We start from the raw sequence: 17,174 nt of genomic DNA, 5'->3' as shown, positions 1-17,174 counted from the left end.
TTATCAAGAAATCAAAAAGTGAGAGCACTATGTGTTTATGTATTCCTTCCTGCGTGTTATCTGTCGATGAACATGCGATGACAGCCAAAGTGGATACCTTGGGCGTGTGTAAAGAGATCAGTATCCACCTGATCAGTGACCCCATTGCAGTCGGCGATCATCTACTGGTTCATGTGGGTTTCGCTATCAGTAAAATTAATCAGCAGGAAGCAGAAACCAACCTAGCAACGTATGAAGCTTTGTTGGCTGAAATGGAGCGTGAAGACGTAGCGGTGTTGCTTTCATGAGTAGTACGACTAATTTTTATCAAACTTATCGACGTCCAGATGTTGTGAAAGCGTTATCGGATAAAATTCATCAACGTGCAGCACAGCTTAGCCAGCCGTTATATATCATGGAAGTGTGCGGTGGACACACCCACACCATCATGAAATATGGCTTGAAACAGCTGCTGCCTGAATCGCTCAATTTTGTGCATGGCCCGGGTTGTCCGGTGTGTATTATGCCAAAAGAGCGCATCGATCACGCAATCGCGTTGGCTCAATTGCCGGATGTGATGCTGGTTTGTTTGGGTGACATGATCCGTGTACCGGGTTCGCGGCTTTCTCTAGCGCAATGCCGAGCTGAAGGTGGGAATGTGGTACCGGTTTACGATCCGATGGATGTATTGAAGATCGCTAAAGAGAACCCAACCAAACAGGTGGTCTATTTCGCAATCGGTTTTGAAACCACCACGCCAATGACGGCGGTGTTGGTTGATTTAGCTGAACGCCAACAGATCAACAATCTCTACTTTCATATCAACCACGTGTTAGTACCACCTGCGATGAATGCCGTGATGGCCGACGAACGCACACCGGTGAATGCCTTCATTGGCCCTTCACATGTGAGTACGGTGACCGGGTCACATATTTATCAACCGATTGTTGAGCAATACCATGTTCCGGTGTTGGTGGCGGGCTTTGAACCGGTCGATGTTCTGGAGTCAGTATTGATGTTGGTTGAGCAAGCCGTTTCCAATCAGGCGGCGCTGGAAATTCAATATTCTCGCGTTGTCACATCGGAGGGGAATATGGCGGCGCAAACATTTGTCGATAAAGTGTTTGCCGTGCGCGATACATTTGAATGGCGGGGGCTGGGTAACATTCCACGTTCAGCATTACAACTGCGTGATAGGTACGCGCATCGCGATGCAGAATTACGTTTTGCAGCGCAACTGCCACACCAACATCACGATGATCATAAAGCGTGTCGTTGTGCTGATATCTTACGCGGCTTAGCGACTCCGCCAGACTGTAAGGTGTTTGGGCGTGCGTGCAAACCAACCCGCCCAATGGGCAGTTGCATGGTGAGCTCTGAAGGCGCTTGTAATGCTTATTATCGCTATGGTGCCATTGAGTCGGTATCTTTTTTGGCTGGAGGAAACGAAAATGAGTGAGATGACTCACGTACAAATTAGCCATGGTGGTGGTGGCCAGGAAATGGGCCAGTTTATTCGCCAATTATTTTTCTCTCGCTTTGGCAATGAAATTCTCAAACGCGACGAAGATGCTGCGAGCTTGTCCATTAGCGGCCCGATTGCGATGACGACCGACAGTTTCACTGTTTCTCCGCTATTTTTTCCAGGCGGTAACATCGGTTCGTTGGCGATTGCGGGCACATGTAACGATCTAGCGATGGCGGCAGCAAAACCGACTTACCTCAGTTGCGGTTTCATGATTGAAGAAGGGCTGGCGCTGAGTGAGCTGACCGAAATTGTTGACACCATGGCCAAAGAGCTCAGTCGTATTGGTGCGCAGATTGTGTGTGGTGATACCAAAGTGGTGCCCAAAGGCAGTGTCGATAAAGTGTTTATCAATACCACCGGTATTGGTTCGATCCTGAGCGAGGGTGTGTCAGCGCATAACCTGAAACCGGGCGACAGCATTTTGGTGTCACGTGATATTGGTTGTCACGGCGCATGTGTACTGGCCCAGCGTGAATCGATGGCGTTAGAGACGCAAATCGAAAGTGATTGCGATTTGTTGTGGCCTGCGGTTGAAGCACTTTTACAGGCCGATATAGAGATTCACGCCATGCGCGATGCTACTCGCGGTGGTTTATCTGCGGTGTTAAACGAATGGTGCCAAACCAGTCAAGTGCAGTTAATGATTGATGAGCAAAGTGTGCCCGTGACCGACGCGGTACGCGGATTGTGCGAACTGTTTGGGTTTGAACCTTACGATTTGGCCAATGAAGGTACCTTTGTGCTGGCCGTGTCAGCCAAAGATAAAGAGAAAGCTCTGGCAGTGCTGCGCCAACATCACAGCAGTGCTGCGTGTATTGGCACCGTGCAAACTGGAACGCCGGCTCGTCCTATTTTACAAAACCCGTGGGGAAGTCGTCGTTACCTTGATTTTCCGGCGGGCGAGTTACTGCCACGAATTTGTTGAGAAGCGTCATGCATGAACTTTCCATTAGCTTGAAAACCATCGATTTGGTTGTTGAGCAAGCTCAAAAGCACCGTTACCGTAAGGTCACCAAAATCACGCTTAGCGTGGGGGTGTTGTCATGCATTGAGTCAGAAGCGTTGCGAACCGGGCTGGAAATGGCCAGCCGAGAAACGATCGCCCAAGACGCCGAAGTGGTGATCGAAACCTTGCCAGCAATTGCTGTGTGCCAAGGATGTCATTACTCGTTTACCATTCAAAATTATCAAGACAGTTGCCCGCAGTGTCACAGTTACCAATTGACTGTGCAGCAAGGCGAGGAACTACAAATTAAAAATATCGAGGTTGAATAATATGTGTACTGTTTGTGGCTGCGGTGATAGCCAAGTTGAGCACGATCATCATGAACATTCCCATTCTCATGGACATTCACATGAGCACGCTCATGGCCATGACTACGGCGAGCATCACGCTCATCACAATCAACAACCGATGGCGATTCACCACCATTACTACCACCAAGGCGATGTTCATCATCACGTTCATTTTCATGATGATGTGTCGAACTCGGCGGCACAAGCTCAGCATTATCAACAAGATCATCATCAGCATAGCCATAGCCATCACCAACATCACCTAGATTCAGCGCAACACCATCAGGCTGATACACAGGCAAATGGCGATATGCATTTTGGCCGTGGCGAAGCGCAAGTGCACGTGGCCGGAGTTTCTCAGCGTCAATTGCTGACGTTGGAACAAGATATTCTGGGTAAAAATAATGAAGTGGCGGAACACAACCGGGCTCATTTCATTGCTGCCGGTCAGTTGGTGCTTAACCTTGTATCAAGCCCAGGTTCAGGCAAAACGACCTTATTGGTTGAAACGTTAAACCGCCTGAAAGAGAGCTTGCCCTGTGCGGTGATTGAAGGGGATCAACAGACCAGTAACGATGCTGATCGTATTCGTGCCACGCAAGTGCCTGCGCTGCAAGTCAATACCGGTAAAGGCTGTCATTTAGATGCGGACATGATTCACCATGCATACCACCAATTGGCGTTTGATCAAGCCGGGGTATTGTTCATCGAAAACGTAGGAAACTTGGTTTGCCCAGCCAGTTTTGATCTGGGCGAACGCTGCAAAGTGGCAATTTTGTCGGTCACCGAAGGTGAAGATAAGCCACTCAAATATCCCAATATGTTTGCTGAGTCAGAGTTGATGATCATTAACAAAATTGATTTGCTGCCTTATGTGAATTTTGATGTCGTGAATTGCACCCATAATGCCAAGAAAGTGAATCCAAAGATTCAAGTGATTGAGTTATCGGCGACTACGGGCGAAGGTTTCGACACTTGGTTAAGTTGGCTGACTGAACAACGCACGGCAGTGACCTGTTCCGTGGCAAATGCTTGATGTTTATTCTTTACAAAGGTGGAAGTAATGCAATCTCAAAATATTGTGATGACGTTGTCTGGTAGTCCGTATGGCTCGGAAGCGCTGTTTAATGCGCTGCGTTTGGCTATGACGCTTAAAGAGCAAGATGACCAAAGCGTCAACCTGAAACTGTTTTTGATGTCAGACAGCGTATTTGGCGCGCTGAAAGGACAGAGTACGCCCGATTTCAGCTTTAACATTGGTCAAATGTTAGAGGTGCTATTGGCGCAAAATGTTAGTGTTCGATTGTGCAAAACTTGTATTGCGGCTCGTGGTGTGTCAACACAACAACTGATTGATGATGTGGCAATCGGTACCATGGCTGATCTCAGCGAGTGGGTGCTGTGGGCCGATAAAGTCATTACCATGTAGTTCTGAATGATGGGCAATACCGTCCATCATCTGGATTCAAATCAACGTGAGTTCAAAGGTTAGATCATGCGTTTACGTCAAGCATTCCTTTTTTTCTGTGGTTGCAGTCTCAGCTACATGGCTTCTTCAGCGACTTTTTTCGACGTCTTGGAGAGCCAACTTTATGATGTGCAAATTGTCGATTGTCGCGATAGTAACTTTTATAACGGCTGGCCAGAGAGGGGGCAAACCGCTGGCGGTCACATTCCAGGTGCGGTGAACTTTGATGCACATTGGGTCGACATGATGTCAGCCGATGAACTGAAGCAGCTCATTGATAATAAGTCGCTGATTAAAGAGCATCACATTTTTCTTTATTGCGCCGTTGACCGTGCGACCCAGTTGAAAACAGCACTGGTGAAACAGGGTTTTCAATCTGTCGAGGTGATTGATCAGCCGTTGGCGCAATATCAAGGTGAGTTGGTGGCGCTACCTCGTTATCAAAACTTAGTGCCAGCATGGTGGGTTAATGATGTGATCCAAGGCAAAAAAGTGCAACACGCGCCAAGCAAAAATTACACACTGCTGGAAGTGGCGTGGGGGCCTGCAACCAAATACCTTTGGGCGCACATTCCGGGTGCTCAGTATGTCAATACCAACGATATCGAATCAAAACCTTGGTGGAACCGTGTGTCTAACCAACAGCTAGAAGTTCTGGTTAATAGCCTCGGTATTGAGTACGACAGCACCGTGATTTTGTACGGTCGCGAAAATATGGCAGCAGCGCGCCTTGCAAACATTTTGATGTATGCAGGGGTGCAAGATGTACGTTTACTCAACGGTGGTTGGCAGTCGTGGGAAGCTGGTGGCTACAAAACAGCTATGATGTCACCGGACGTATCGATGTCTCGTTCATTTGGTAAAACCATTCCTGCTAATCCAAACTACATTCTTGATCTGCCAGAAGCGAAAGCCTTGTTGACGCTGCCACAAGACCAACAATCACTGGTGAGTATTCGTACCTTGGCCGAATTTAATGGCGAAACCAGCGGCTATGATTACATCCAGTCCAAAGGTCATATTCCGGGTGCGAAATGGGGCCATGCGGGCAGCGATGCGTTCCATCTGGAAGATTTTCGTAACCCAGATCAAACCATGCGCAGCGCCGACGAAATCACACAATTCTGGCATGAATCCAACATCGAACCTCAGCAACAAGTGTCGTTTTTCTGTGGGACGGGCTGGCGAGCTTCGGAAGTGTTTTTTGATGCTTATGTGATGGGGTGGGAAAATATCAGCGTTTATGACGGCGGTTGGTATCAATGGGCGGGGAAATAAAGCTTAACTTTTGCAGTGAATCACACCTATTGTTGCCACGTGAGTGATCGAAGTTGAAATAGAAGAAAATAGCGCGCCGGCTTGATGGAAATGAATTTCATTAAGTCGGCGCTTCGTTTATTTTGACGCGGCAATTAGAGAAATTGAATGCGGCACGCCTCATTGTTATGCGCTGAGAATTGACCAACTTTAAACAGAGCAAGGTTGTTTTCAGCCAGCAGTGTTTCCAATTGCTCAGCGTGCTGTGGATCGATAGCAATCATCAGGCCACCGCTGGTTTGTGGATCGCACACAATATTTTTTTGTTGCGCGGTCATTTTGGGCAAACTGTCGCCATAACTCGCAAAGTTGCGGTGTGTGCCACCCGGTACGCAACCTTGTTGCAGGTACTTATCCACTTTTGGCAATAATGGTAATTGTTGGGTATGAATGGTGGCGTTTAAGTTGGCACCGCGGCACATTTCAAGCAAGTGTCCGGCAAAACCAAAGCCAGTTACGTCCGTCATGGCGTGCACACCGTCAATTTTCGCGATCTGTTCACCGATCTTGTTCAGTTGACACATGGCATTGACTGCAATGTCGGTGTCACCTTGTGCAATTTTCTTTTGTTTCTGCGCGGTTGTCAGAATGCCAATACCCAGTGGTTTGGTAAGATAAATGAGGTCACTTTCTTTCGCTGTATCGTTACGTTGAATGCGATCTAGCGCCACTTGACCGGTCACGGCCAACCCAAAAATCGGTTCTGGTGAGTCGATGCTGTGACCGCCTGCTAAGCAGATTCCCGCATCGGCACACGCTTGACGCCCGCCATCAACCACTTGCTGCGCCACGTCAGCCGACAGGGTATTAATTGGCCAGCCAAGGATCGCAATCGCCATAATGGGTGTACCGCCCATGGCATAAATATCACTAATGGCGTTGGTTGCTGCAATACGTCCGAAGGTAAACGGGTCGTCCACGATAGGCATAAAGAAGTCTGTAGTGCTGATGATGCCGACTTCATCATTGAGTTGGTAGACTGCGGCATCGTCACAGCTTTGGTTGCCAACGAGCAGGTTAGGGTCGATAAAATGAGGTTGCTGTGAGGCAAGGATGGTGGCAAGAACTTCAGGCGATATTTTACAGCCGCAGCCCGCACCGTGGCTGTATTCAGTCAAGCGAATCGAATCTTCAATCATAATTAACGCTCATATTTGGTTACTAAACAAATTTTGAATTTTTAAAATAATATATGAATGGTGACTCAACTCGCTGATCTACATCATGACTCAGCGATGATACGAATATCAATTTGAAAATAGTCACTGCAGAGTTGACCTAGTTAAGCATGCTTAATTGTCGTGTGAGTTGAAAAGGATGCAAAGCCGAATGTACTCTGATGTAAAAAACGAATAAAAATCATAGAAACTAAAATTTACATTAAATCCCTATTTTTCTTTGAACATGCAGAGATTTTTGCCGTTTAAAATTCGTTGTAATGCTTCTGTCTACTAACGAAATGGTATGGGTATGATAGTAAGCAATGTATCTGATGAGTTGATCACTGAAAAAGCAAAGCTTGAATGGCTAGCATATTGGCGACATTTTAGTACTTCTAGGCAAGGTTACTGTTCGGAAGTGAATTGTATTGCACACCAAGAACATGGCGTGTTGGTAACAATAGCTGGAGAAATCGATAAAGTGTTCGTCATTCCGTTATGTAAAGCACATAGTGAGAATATAGAACGCTTGGAGGTATCAGAAAGCACAGAAATTGTTCCTGTAGATTTAACGCTGTAATTAGCGTTGTGAATTATCGCGACGTTTAGGGAGCGCTTTGGATGGTAGGGTTCCAAAGCGCTCTACCTGATATTATTTCTTTTTTTGATAAACCCTCTCAGGACGGCCGACTTTACCATGTTGAATCTCAGCGAATAAAAAGCCTTGAGCAACTAAAAATTCAAGATAGCGTCTTGCGGTTGTTTTACTTATTCCGACGGTATTTCCTAGCAATTCAGCCGTATAAATGATGGTTGTCTCATCAAATGCACGGATGACTTTATCAAGAGTGAGTTCATCAATGCCTTTGGGCAAAGTGTGCATCTGTGATGATTTAGATTGAAAGTTAAACAATTCATCAACATGACGTTGGTTAATGTTGTCATTGGCTTTTAATGAGCTGGTATATTTCAGGTAGCGTTGTAAAGAATCGGTGAGACGATCATAGGATATAGGTTTTAATAAGTAGTCAAAAGCGCCACATCTTACCCCCTCTCTGACGGTTTCCATATCATTAGCGGCGGTGATGAATATGACATCAGGAGAATGCTTTGTGGCGGTGATGTCTTTTAATAAATCAATGCCTTTTCCATCAGGCAAATAGTTATCGAGCAAAACAAGTTTTGGCTTAAGTAACTGAATCATTTTTTTTGCTTCAGCGATATTTTTCGCAATTCCAATGGGTCTGAATCGTTGCGTCTGCTGAAGATAGTAAGAATGAAAATCAGCGATGTTAGCTTCATCTTCTACGATCAAAACGTCATAAATTTCCATTTTCTAAGCTCTCGTTAGGAATAAATAAAGAAAATATAGTCCCTGCTGGTTCGGCATTGTCGATTAATATTGTTCCACCAACATGATTTACTAACTGATGAACTAAATACAAGCCAATGCCATGGCCTGGCTGTGTTTTACTTGTACTCCCCTTAATAAATAAGGAATCTCTGATCTCTTTGGGTATTCCTGTACCATTGTCTGCGACTTCCACTACCAATTCAGCGGCGTTAGCATCAGAAATTAAAATAGAGATACAGCGGTTACTATGAGCGTTTTTAAGGGTTGCTTCATAGGCATTATCTAATAAGTTGCCGATAATAGCGGCTAATTCATCATCGGTAAGCCTTGTTGGAGAGTGACTTAATCGGCAATAGGGGTCGAAATGTAATTCAAGGCCAAGTTCTTTTGCTCGACTGTATTTTCCGAGTAATAACCCCGCTATCACTTTGGAATTAAACGTAGATGAAATGAAGTCAATCAGTTGTTGGTGTGTTTCCGTTTCTTGTCTTATTGTTTTTAATGCTTCTTCATAAGCACCGATTTGGATTAACCCACTTATGGTTGATAGTTTATTCGCATATTCGTGACTTAACACCCGCAAATTGTCAGTTTGTTGTTGCACCTGTGTGAGTTGAGACGTTAAGGTGCTGAGGTCATTGCGCGGTCGGAAACTGACGACCCAGCCGGAGTGCTTATTTTCTTCCAAGATATTGACTCGTGTGGCAACCAGCGTTTCTCCATTACAAGTAATAACCTCATGCTTTCTTTGGCTCATTTTTGAAAAATCATCCATCTTTACGCCTAAGAAAAAATCAGCAGGGGTGACGTATTCATTGATCATTCGGCCTTGTAAATAGGATAAATTACGTGCGATGCCGAGAATTTTAAGACCTCGCTGATTTGCCGATAGAATTCGTCCTTGTTTGTCAACGGCGATAATTCCTTCATAAACAGCTTCAAAGACTGAATTTTGAACTCGTAACGAAAGGGCTATATCTTCAGGTTCCATGCCATACATCTGGCTTTTTATATGTCGAGAAAATAACCAAGCCCCTAATGATGAACACATTAAAATAATAAATAAAGCAAAGAAAAAGGGGGTAGAGTAAAGACGTAGCCAGTTGCTAACGGTATCTAATAAGTACCCTACAGAGACGACGCCAATAATTTCGCCTGTAGGTGAAACGACTGGCGATTTCCCCCGGATGGCAAATCCTAAACTCCCTTTCCTGATGGAGTAGTAGTGTAAACCTTCTTGTAATGCGCGCCTGTTATCACCTCCTTGCATTGGATAGCCTATATTAGATTTGTCTGGATGGGCGAGACGAATGCCATTTTGGTCACCAACTACAATAAAATTGGCATCTGAAATCCCTTGAAGGCGTTTGATTTGTTTTTGAATGCGCTCGGTATCGTGTAGCAAGATGGCTTGGATGAGTTGCGGATCACTGGCTATTTCACGTGCTTGAATCACCGCTCGTGTACTGACTTGGTGTCTTAAGGTGTCTGAAACAATGTAGTGAAAATAACCAGCAATTAGAAGGAGCTGGAAAGAAACGACGATGAAAAGTAATAACCAGACCCGTTGTCTAAATGAGAGATTACGGCAGAGATAATGGTGGAATTTCGGATCTGGCATGGGCTATTAACTTCTTGTTCGTTAAAGGATAAATTATCAAATGAAATGAACAAGAGACCTGATCGAGATCTAGTGAATAGATAAATTCAGGTCTCATTTTTTATATAAGTGTTTATCCGATCACATATTTAATCATCACTCCTGCTGCCACCGCTGAACCAATGACGCCAGCCACGTTTGGTCCCATTGCATGCATCAATAAAAAGTTCTGATTATTTGCTTCTAGACCAACTTTATTTGACACTCTTGCAGCCATCGGTACGGCTGATACGCCAGCGGAACCAATTAATGGGTTTACTTTTTCATTACTGAAACGGTTCATCAATTTTGCCATTAAGATGCCAGCGATAGTACCAATACAGAAAGCGATAATACCAAGGGCGAGGATGCCAATGGTTTGTGGTTGTAGGAATTTATCGGCGACCAGTTTTGAACCAACAGAAAGCCCTAAAAAAATCGTGACTACATTAATAAGAGCATTTTGTGCTGTTGCTGATAGTCGCTCAACAACCCCGCATTCACGCATAAGATTACCAAAACAAAACATCCCTAAGAGTGGTGTTGCTGAAGGCAGCAACATGGCGATTAAAATAAGCAGCAGCAGAGGAAAGCTTATTTTTTCTAACTTTCCGACACTTCTTAGTTGTTGCATGGTGATTTGGCGTTCAGATTCTGTGGTCAGCGCTCGCATTATAGGCGGTTGAATCAAAGGCACCAACGCCATATATGAATAGGCGGCAACAGCAATAGCCCCTAGCAACTCTGGTGCCAGTAAACTTGATACATAAATCGCTGTTGGCCCATCGGCACCACCAATAATGCCCACGGCTGCAGCTTGTGCAACACTAAAATCCATGACACCGATAGCGCTCAAGCCTAGTGCACCAAGAACGGTTGCAAAAATGCCAAATTGGGCTGCAGCACCCAATAGAAGAGTTTTGGGATTGGCAAGCAGTGGGCCAAAATCTGTCATGGCTCCGACGCCCATAAAAATCACTAATGGCCCAGCGCCTGAAGCAATAGCAATGCTATAAAACAAGTACAGCATACCATCTGAATATTGGTATTCTTGAGCAAGCAAATGAATATTTGCTAATTGAGTAGGGGTAGCGTTCGATAACGCGATTTTAATTTCAGTGGCGGAATGAGTTGTTATATTTAACATCGACCCAAAGGCAGACATGACTTCTGGCTTTGCTGCGTAAAGTGCATTATCAACGGCAGAAAGCGCTAACCCTGCATCAGGTAGGTTGGCCAGAATACCACCAAATCCGATAGGAACTAGAAGTAAAGGCTCAAATTGTTTCTTAATCGCTAGATATAACAAGAACAAGCCGATTAAAATCATCACAGCTTGTCCCCACTCAAGATGAAACAAGCCAAAGTCGTTAATGAGGTTTAAAGCATTTTCCATAGTTAATATCTCATTATGCTAATTGAAGCAAAGGTTCGCCAACATTAACTGCATCGCCTTCTGATACCTTGATATTCAGGATGCGACCTGCTCGAAATGCTCTGATTTCAGTTTCCATTTTCATGGCTTCTAAAATAAGTAGGACATCGCCTTTTTCTACGGAATCTCCAGGCTTGACATGGATCTTCCAAATATTGCCAGCTAAAGGCGCGTTTATGGACTCGGAATCCTCATGACTTAAGTCGGATTTAGGCACTATGGTTTGTGTTGTTGATAGTGACTCTATGTTTCCTCCTGTATTGACTTGAACGACATAGCTTTGGTTGTTAACGGTAATGGTATAAATGTCATTTTTAGGGGTTGAGGTCATGGACTGTTTCTCTACTATGGCGTTATGGGGCATTGGTGTAGGCTCAAATGCATTAGGATTATTGCGATTTTCCAAGAATTTCCAGCCAACTTGTGGGAAGAGTGCGATGGTCAATACATCCTCGATACTCTGTTCAGCAAGGACAATGTTTTTCGATTTTGCTTGCTCAGTAATTTTATTAATCAATGTTTTTATTTCAGGTTCAATTTTATCCGCTGGACGACAGGTAATCGGTTTCGAGTCTTTCAATACTCGGTGCTGTAGATCAGGATCGACGGGCGCAGGCGTTAGGCCATATTCTCCACGTAAAATACCGGCTGTTTCTTTCGTGATGTTTTTGTAACGTTCTCCCATGAGAACATTGATAACCGATTGAGTACCGACAATTTGAGAGGTAGGAGTCACAAGAGGCAGATAGCCAAGTTCTTTTCTTACTTTAGGGATCTCTTGAAGTACCTCATCGAGCTTATCTTCTGCATTTTGTTGTTTAAGCTGACTTTCCATATTAGTTAACATCCCGCCGGGAACTTGAGCGACAAGAATTCTCGAATCGGAACCTTTTAATTGGCCTTCGAAATCGATGTATTTTTTCCGAACGTCTCTAAAATAAGCAGCGACGGATTCTAAGGCTGAAATGTCTAATCCCGTATCATATTTAGTCCCTTGTAATACTGCCACTAAAGACTCTGTTGCTGGATGACCATATGTTCCGCTCATGGAAGAAATGGCTGTGTCTACTCGATCAACGCCTGCTTCAATTGCTTTCATCAAAGTCATCTCTGCCATACCCGCAGTCGAATGACAGTGTAAATGAAGATCTACATCTACTTGTTTTTTTAGTGTTGCTATCAATTCACTTGCTATAGTTGGTGTTAATATACCGGCCATATCTTTGATGGCGATAGAATCAACACCTAGTTCACTCAATTGCTGTGCAGTATCAACCCAAGTTTGTAGGTTATGGACAGGACTGGTGGTATAGCACAGTGTCCCTTGTGCATGTGCACCTTGTTTTTTGACCGCTGAGATTGCTTGCTGCATATTTCGGCAGTCATTCATTGCATCGAAAATTCGAAAAACATCCATCCCATTCATGACAGAGCGTTCGATAAACATATCGACGACATCATCGGCGTAATGGCGATAACCTAGTAAATTTTGACCTCTTAACAACATCTGAAGTGGTGTTTTGGGCATTGCTTTTTTTAGCTTACGCAGTCTTTCCCATGGATCTTCACCAAGAAAACGAATACAGCTATCAAAGGTAGCTCCTCCCCAGCATTCCAGTGACCAATAGCCGATATTATCCAATTCTGCTGCAATGGGGAGCATATCTTCAATACGTAATCGGGTCGCAAATAATGATTGGTGGGCGTCACGTAGTACAACATCAGTAATACCAATGTGTTGAGTTAACTTAGACATTCGTTTTCCTCTTATTACGAGTTTTGTTGATGGTGGTGAACAGCGGCAGAGAGAACCGCAATTAGCTGATTTTCATCTTGTTTTTGTTGTTTTTTATGTGTTTTCTTGGCCAACGTTGAGGTGGAATGAATACGCTCCAAAAAGTAAGACATTCCCTTTACAGTAAAAACTAAGAAAACAAGAAAAGTAAAAACAAACCCCATTCCTAAAGTCATGAGGTTGACGCCTTCTGTGAATAAATAACTATTCATAAGAATCTTCCAATAGAGAAAAAGAGCAAAGTGACGGCTTTACTCTTTGATAAATAGAGAGGGGTTAACTGCCTAGCATACCGAAGACAACACTAGCGATGACCAACACTACACCGCCACCAAGACGAGAAGAAATTTGGGCATAAGAAAGCAAACTCATTCGATTAGATGCAGCTAATACTTCTAAATCGCCAGATCCGCCACGGTTAGCCATACATAGTCCAGCGGTGATTGAGGATTCGATAGGATAAAATCCCATAAACCATCCACCAATGGATGCACCGATGATGGCTCCGAATACAATTAGGGTCGCTATGATGAGGTTTATAAAAGTTAGCGCATTGATAATTTCTCCAAGATCGGTATAAGCGATACCAACACCGACCATAAGTAACCACAACAGTTGTTTGGAAAAGAATGCGGATAGACGTTTTGCACCTTCTTTAATCTCTTCAGAGCAAATGCCACAGCCGTTAACAATCGCTACAATAATAACCATGTAAGCAAAGGTATGGATTTTGACATCGCCAAAACCTGGCAGAATTTGTTTAGAGAGAGCTGATGCAAAGGTATAAATGCATGCTGCCATCATTAGACCTATTGCGATTTCTCGTGGCGTTATTTTGGGCGTTTTTTGTTCTTCAACATCAAAGGTTGATTTTCGTAATAGTTCACCATTACCTGTCAGTGCTGGGACTTTCTCGCCAATGCTATTGAGCACTGCAGCAGCAATGATGGCTACAATGTTTGCGATGGTGAGGATTGCAATGGCGACGGAGTAATATTGCTCTTTGGAACCTCCTGTGACAGATTCATATATTTCAGATAAAGGAATAGCGCCAGCGCCATTGCCACCACCCATAATCGGTAATACGTAAAGCATCATGATTTTCTCAATAGAAATACCAAATACCATGCCACCTAAAATACCTAAGATAGAGGCTCCAGCGACAGCCGCGAGGATGGTTGGGATATAACCGACTAACGATTTAAGTAGTAGCTTTCGATTGACAGCTAGGATTGAGCCTGTAATTAAAACTGCAATAAATAAATCTAAGAAATCTGTTTTTTTCATAACGGCGGTAACGGTATTAATTTCATTCTGAGTCAGCAACCCTGCATGAACAAACCAAGCGGCGACTAGGAAGATCATAACAGGTGCACCACCAATATATTTATTGAATATTGGTAATCGTTTACCTAATTCGCCAAAAAGAGCACCAATAACAAACATAAAACCAAATCCGCCAACAATGTTATTGGGTATGGTGTCTGTTATATGGGCAATTAAAGTTACTGCAAACATAAAAGCATATAATGGAAGAGGTAATCCAAATATTCGGAATTGAGATAGGGCATCCAATCCTAGACTTTTTGTTTCTGGTATTGAAATCGTTTTTTCGTTCATCATTATTATTCCATTCCGTGTTGATTTAACATCGAGTAATTTATATTTCAAATGTTGAACTAACTGTGAGAGTGATCATTTTAAACTGTAGAGTATATCTACACTTATGAATTTAAAGTTTTTAATTAGTTTTCTTTTTAATTACAGTGAGTTGAGTGATTAAATTCATTAAAATCATAAATGACTTTTAGTCGAAGAAAATAATCGATATTGATCATTATTTTTCACGTTTAAGTCACGCATGATGAGGGGGTAGCAAAAGAGGGTAGAGCAATGATTGATACGTATTCATTTAGTCGAGTTAGCCGAAATCAATATGACAAGTTTGGTGCTATTACCGAATTTCTTGCTGGTTACGGTTTAGGTGTTGACGCTGATGTTGAACGATTTGTGGTCGCGAAATCTCAAGATCAAATTATTGCTTGTGGAGGGCTGGCCGGTAACATACTGAAGTCAATAGCAATCGACCCTGTGTTGCATGGTTCCGGATTTTCTCTTCGATTAATGACAGAGCTTACGGCAATGGCTTATGAAATGGATCGCTTTGAACTTTTTCTATTTACTAAACCAGAAAATATAAAATTATTTCGAAACTCTGGTTTTTACCCTATTGCGTATGCTGATGATAAATTAGTTTTGATGGAAAATAGTCAAACCAATTTAAGTAATTTTATTAATGAATTAAAAAAAGATAAAAAAACAGGAAAGAAAATAGGAAGCATTGTGATGAATGCTAACCCTTTTACCTTAGGACATCAATATTTGGTTGAGGTGGCCGCAGCTCAATGTGATTGGTTGCATGTTTTTATCGTGAGTGAAGAAGGCTGCGGTTTTTCTTATACTGATCGTTTTAATATGATAGTGATGGGAACGGAAAATATTACCAATATTACTTTACATAAAAGTTCTAACTATATCATTTCAAAAGCAACATTCCCCACCTATTTTATTAAAGATAAGTGCTTAATTGATTATTGCCATACGGCAATTGACCTCAATTTATTTCGTCATCATATTGCACCAGCACTAGGAATTACTCATCGATTTGTAGGTAGTGAACCAGAGTGTATGGTTACTAATTATTATAATCAGCAAATGAAATATCGATTGACAGTAGAAGAACTAACTAGCCCTGTGGTCAATGTGGTAGAGGTCGCGCGTAAGTGTACCTCTGGCCAGCCCATTTCGGCTTCTACGGTTCGAGGACTATTAAAAAAAGGGGAGTGGGAATTGTTGAGTTATTTTTTACCTATTACTTCCATAGATTATCTACATCAGCATCCAACTTGGTTTGCTTGGCGTAATGAAGAAATTGCAGCGGCTTAAATTAGCCAGCTTTTATTTTAACCAATGTGTTAAAGGTCATTTTAATGAAAATCATAAAACCCGCTTTTGCAGGGACACTTGAGTCAAGTGATCTGCAAGTTCGTATATCACCTAACCCTGATGGTGATATCCATATTTATCTTGATAGTACTGTACAAAAACAGTTTGGCAGAGCGATAGAAAAGTTGATCCAAGAAGTTCTTCGTTCAATGGGTGTGTCGTCAGCAATTGTAGAAGTCGAAGATAAAGGCGCGCTAGATTGTGTTATTAAAGCTCGTGTACAAGCCGCGGTGATGCGTGCAGCAGAGAACAACCAAATTCAATGGAGCAAATTATCATGAGTAAATTGCGTCGTAGCATGTTATTTGTACCTGGGGCAAATGCAGCCATGTTGAGTAATAGTTTTATTTATCAGCCCGATACCATTATGTTTGATTTAGAGGACTCGGTGGCATTACGGGAGAAAGATACCGCTCGTATGCTGGTTTTTCATGCCTTACAGCATCCACTTTATCAAGACATAGAGACGGTTGTTCGCGTAAATCCCCTTGAATCTGAGTTTGGTTTAAAAGATCTTCATGCTGTTGTTCGTGCGGGTGTTGATGTTGTCCGCTTACCCAAAACAGACAACGCAGAGGATGTTTTGGAAATGGAACGCTGTATAGAAGATATCGAACGTGTCTGCGGACGAGCAGTAGGGAGTACCAGAATGATGGCTGCAATAGAGAGTGCAAAAGGCGTCAATAATGCCATTGGTATCGCACAAGCCTCGCCTCGTTTAATTGGTATTGCGCTGGGTGCTGAAGATTATGTACGAGATCTAAAAACACAGCGAACGCCCGAAGGTGTTGAATTATTATTTGCTCGTTGCTCAATATTACAAGCGGCTCGTGCTGCTGGGATCATGGCTTTTGACACGGTTTATTCTGATGCCAATAATGAATTAGGATTTATCAATGAAGCTGAACATATTAAAACACTAGGCTTTGATGGTAAGTCGCTCATTAATCCAAGACAAATCGAGTTACTCCATAATGTTTTTGCTCCAACCCAAAAAGAAGTTAATTATGCAACTCAAGTGATAGAAGCTGCAGAAGAAGCGCAAGCCCAAGGGCTTGGTGTTGTTTCTCTCAATGGAAAAATGGTCGATGGGCCAATCATTGAACGAGCTCGTTGGACATTACAAAAAGCACAATCTGGGATTAAAGAGTAGGGCTAGATCATGAAAAAAATGGAACCATACACCTCATTATCATT

At 43.2% G+C, this 17,174-nt stretch carries 18 protein-coding genes; 11 read left to right on the top strand and 7 right to left on the bottom strand.

All coding sequences use genetic code 11. The features are described 5' to 3' along the window. The first annotated feature begins 29 nt into the window (after window positions 1-29). From FKN05_RS11345 to FKN05_RS11315, 7 genes are all read left to right on the top strand, one after another. The gene (locus tag FKN05_RS11345; RefSeq protein WP_099611300.1) at window positions 30-287 is read left to right on the top strand and encodes a HypC/HybG/HupF family hydrogenase formation chaperone; all 258 of its coding nucleotides are present in this window, start codon (window positions 30-32) and stop codon (window positions 285-287) included. Next, window positions 284-1,438, top strand: coding sequence for a hydrogenase formation protein HypD (hypD, locus tag FKN05_RS11340; protein ID WP_161426912.1), 1,155 nt, complete (start codon window positions 284-286; stop codon window positions 1,436-1,438). Before FKN05_RS11345 ends, hypD begins: the two co-directional genes overlap by 4 nt. 1 nt (window position 1,439) lies before the next feature. Continuing rightward, on the top strand, window positions 1,440-2,432 hold the full coding sequence (gene hypE / locus FKN05_RS11335; RefSeq protein WP_170887566.1) for a hydrogenase expression/formation protein HypE: 993 nt from the start codon (window positions 1,440-1,442) through the stop codon (window positions 2,430-2,432). 8 nt (window positions 2,433-2,440) lie between these two features. Next, a complete protein-coding gene (gene hypA, locus FKN05_RS11330) occupies window positions 2,441-2,782 on the top strand; it encodes a hydrogenase maturation nickel metallochaperone HypA (RefSeq protein ID WP_099611299.1) in 342 nt (113 codons plus the stop codon). A gap of 1 nt (window position 2,783) precedes the next feature. Beyond that, a complete protein-coding gene (gene hypB / locus FKN05_RS11325) occupies window positions 2,784-3,839 on the top strand; it encodes a hydrogenase nickel incorporation protein HypB (RefSeq protein WP_170887515.1) in 1,056 nt (351 codons plus the stop codon). A gap of 27 nt (window positions 3,840-3,866) precedes the next feature. After that, window positions 3,867-4,232 (top strand): DsrE/DsrF/TusD sulfur relay family protein, encoded by a 366-nt coding sequence (locus tag FKN05_RS11320; RefSeq protein ID WP_161426914.1) that lies wholly within the window; start codon window positions 3,867-3,869, stop codon window positions 4,230-4,232. 66 nt (window positions 4,233-4,298) lie between these two features. Further along, window positions 4,299-5,549, top strand: coding sequence for a rhodanese-like domain-containing protein (locus tag FKN05_RS11315; RefSeq protein WP_170887514.1), 1,251 nt, complete (start codon window positions 4,299-4,301; stop codon window positions 5,547-5,549). Window positions 5,550-5,683: 134 nt separating this feature from the next. Here FKN05_RS11315 and selD read toward each other — a convergent pair whose 3' ends face one another. Continuing rightward, window positions 5,684-6,724: a selenide, water dikinase SelD gene (gene selD / locus FKN05_RS11310; protein ID WP_346656356.1), complete on the bottom strand. Its 1,041-nt coding sequence runs from the start codon at window positions 6,722-6,724 to the stop codon at window positions 5,684-5,686. Between the two features lie 334 nt (window positions 6,725-7,058). On the opposite strand from selD, the gene FKN05_RS11305 reads away from it, so the two are divergent. Next, on the top strand, window positions 7,059-7,328 hold the full coding sequence (locus FKN05_RS11305; protein WP_099611349.1) for a hypothetical protein: 270 nt from the start codon (window positions 7,059-7,061) through the stop codon (window positions 7,326-7,328). 72 nt (window positions 7,329-7,400) lie between these two features. Here FKN05_RS11305 and FKN05_RS11300 read toward each other — a convergent pair whose 3' ends face one another. The 6 genes from FKN05_RS11300 to citS form a co-directional block, all read right to left on the bottom strand. Continuing rightward, complete coding sequence (locus FKN05_RS11300; protein ID WP_099611295.1) at window positions 7,401-8,081, bottom strand: response regulator; 681 nt, start codon at window positions 8,079-8,081, stop codon at window positions 7,401-7,403. Beyond that, window positions 8,068-9,723 carry an ATP-binding protein gene (locus FKN05_RS11295; RefSeq protein WP_170887512.1) on the bottom strand — a complete coding sequence of 552 codons (1,656 nt, stop codon included), beginning with the start codon at window positions 9,721-9,723 and terminating at the stop codon, window positions 8,068-8,070. Before FKN05_RS11295 ends, FKN05_RS11300 begins: the two co-directional genes overlap by 14 nt. Before the next feature lie 112 nt (window positions 9,724-9,835). Next, window positions 9,836-11,137 (bottom strand): sodium ion-translocating decarboxylase subunit beta, encoded by a 1,302-nt coding sequence (locus FKN05_RS11290; RefSeq protein WP_099611293.1) that lies wholly within the window; start codon window positions 11,135-11,137, stop codon window positions 9,836-9,838. Between the two features lie 13 nt (window positions 11,138-11,150). Beyond that, the gene (gene oadA, locus FKN05_RS11285) at window positions 11,151-12,932 is read right to left on the bottom strand and encodes a sodium-extruding oxaloacetate decarboxylase subunit alpha (RefSeq protein ID WP_099611292.1); all 1,782 of its coding nucleotides are present in this window, start codon (window positions 12,930-12,932) and stop codon (window positions 11,151-11,153) included. 14 nt (window positions 12,933-12,946) lie between these two features. Continuing rightward, complete coding sequence (locus tag FKN05_RS11280) at window positions 12,947-13,183, bottom strand: OadG family protein (RefSeq protein ID WP_099611291.1); 237 nt, start codon at window positions 13,181-13,183, stop codon at window positions 12,947-12,949. A gap of 64 nt (window positions 13,184-13,247) precedes the next feature. Next, window positions 13,248-14,591: a citrate/sodium symporter CitS gene (citS, locus tag FKN05_RS11275; protein WP_161434007.1), complete on the bottom strand. Its 1,344-nt coding sequence runs from the start codon at window positions 14,589-14,591 to the stop codon at window positions 13,248-13,250. Window positions 14,592-14,864: 273 nt separating this feature from the next. On the opposite strand from citS, the gene citC reads away from it, so the two are divergent. From citC to citE, 3 genes are read left to right on the top strand one after another with little or no spacing between them, the layout of a single operon-like run. Then, window positions 14,865-15,917: a [citrate (pro-3S)-lyase] ligase gene (gene citC, locus FKN05_RS11270; RefSeq protein WP_099611290.1), complete on the top strand. Its 1,053-nt coding sequence runs from the start codon at window positions 14,865-14,867 to the stop codon at window positions 15,915-15,917. 44 nt (window positions 15,918-15,961) lie between these two features. Beyond that, a complete protein-coding gene (citD, locus tag FKN05_RS11265) occupies window positions 15,962-16,258 on the top strand; it encodes a citrate lyase acyl carrier protein (protein WP_099611289.1) in 297 nt (98 codons plus the stop codon). Beyond that, window positions 16,255-17,130 (top strand): citrate (pro-3S)-lyase subunit beta, encoded by an 876-nt coding sequence (gene citE, locus FKN05_RS11260; RefSeq protein ID WP_170887511.1) that lies wholly within the window; start codon window positions 16,255-16,257, stop codon window positions 17,128-17,130. Before citD ends, citE begins: the two co-directional genes overlap by 4 nt. The last annotated feature ends 44 nt before the right edge of the window (window positions 17,131-17,174 follow it).

This window comes from Vibrio sp. 1-1(7), from assembly GCF_013048485.1.
Taxonomy (GTDB): domain Bacteria; phylum Pseudomonadota; class Gammaproteobacteria; order Enterobacterales; family Vibrionaceae; genus Vibrio; species Vibrio fujianensis.
Note: the sequence above shows the minus strand (reverse complement) of the source record. Positions and strands in the feature narration are given on the sequence as shown.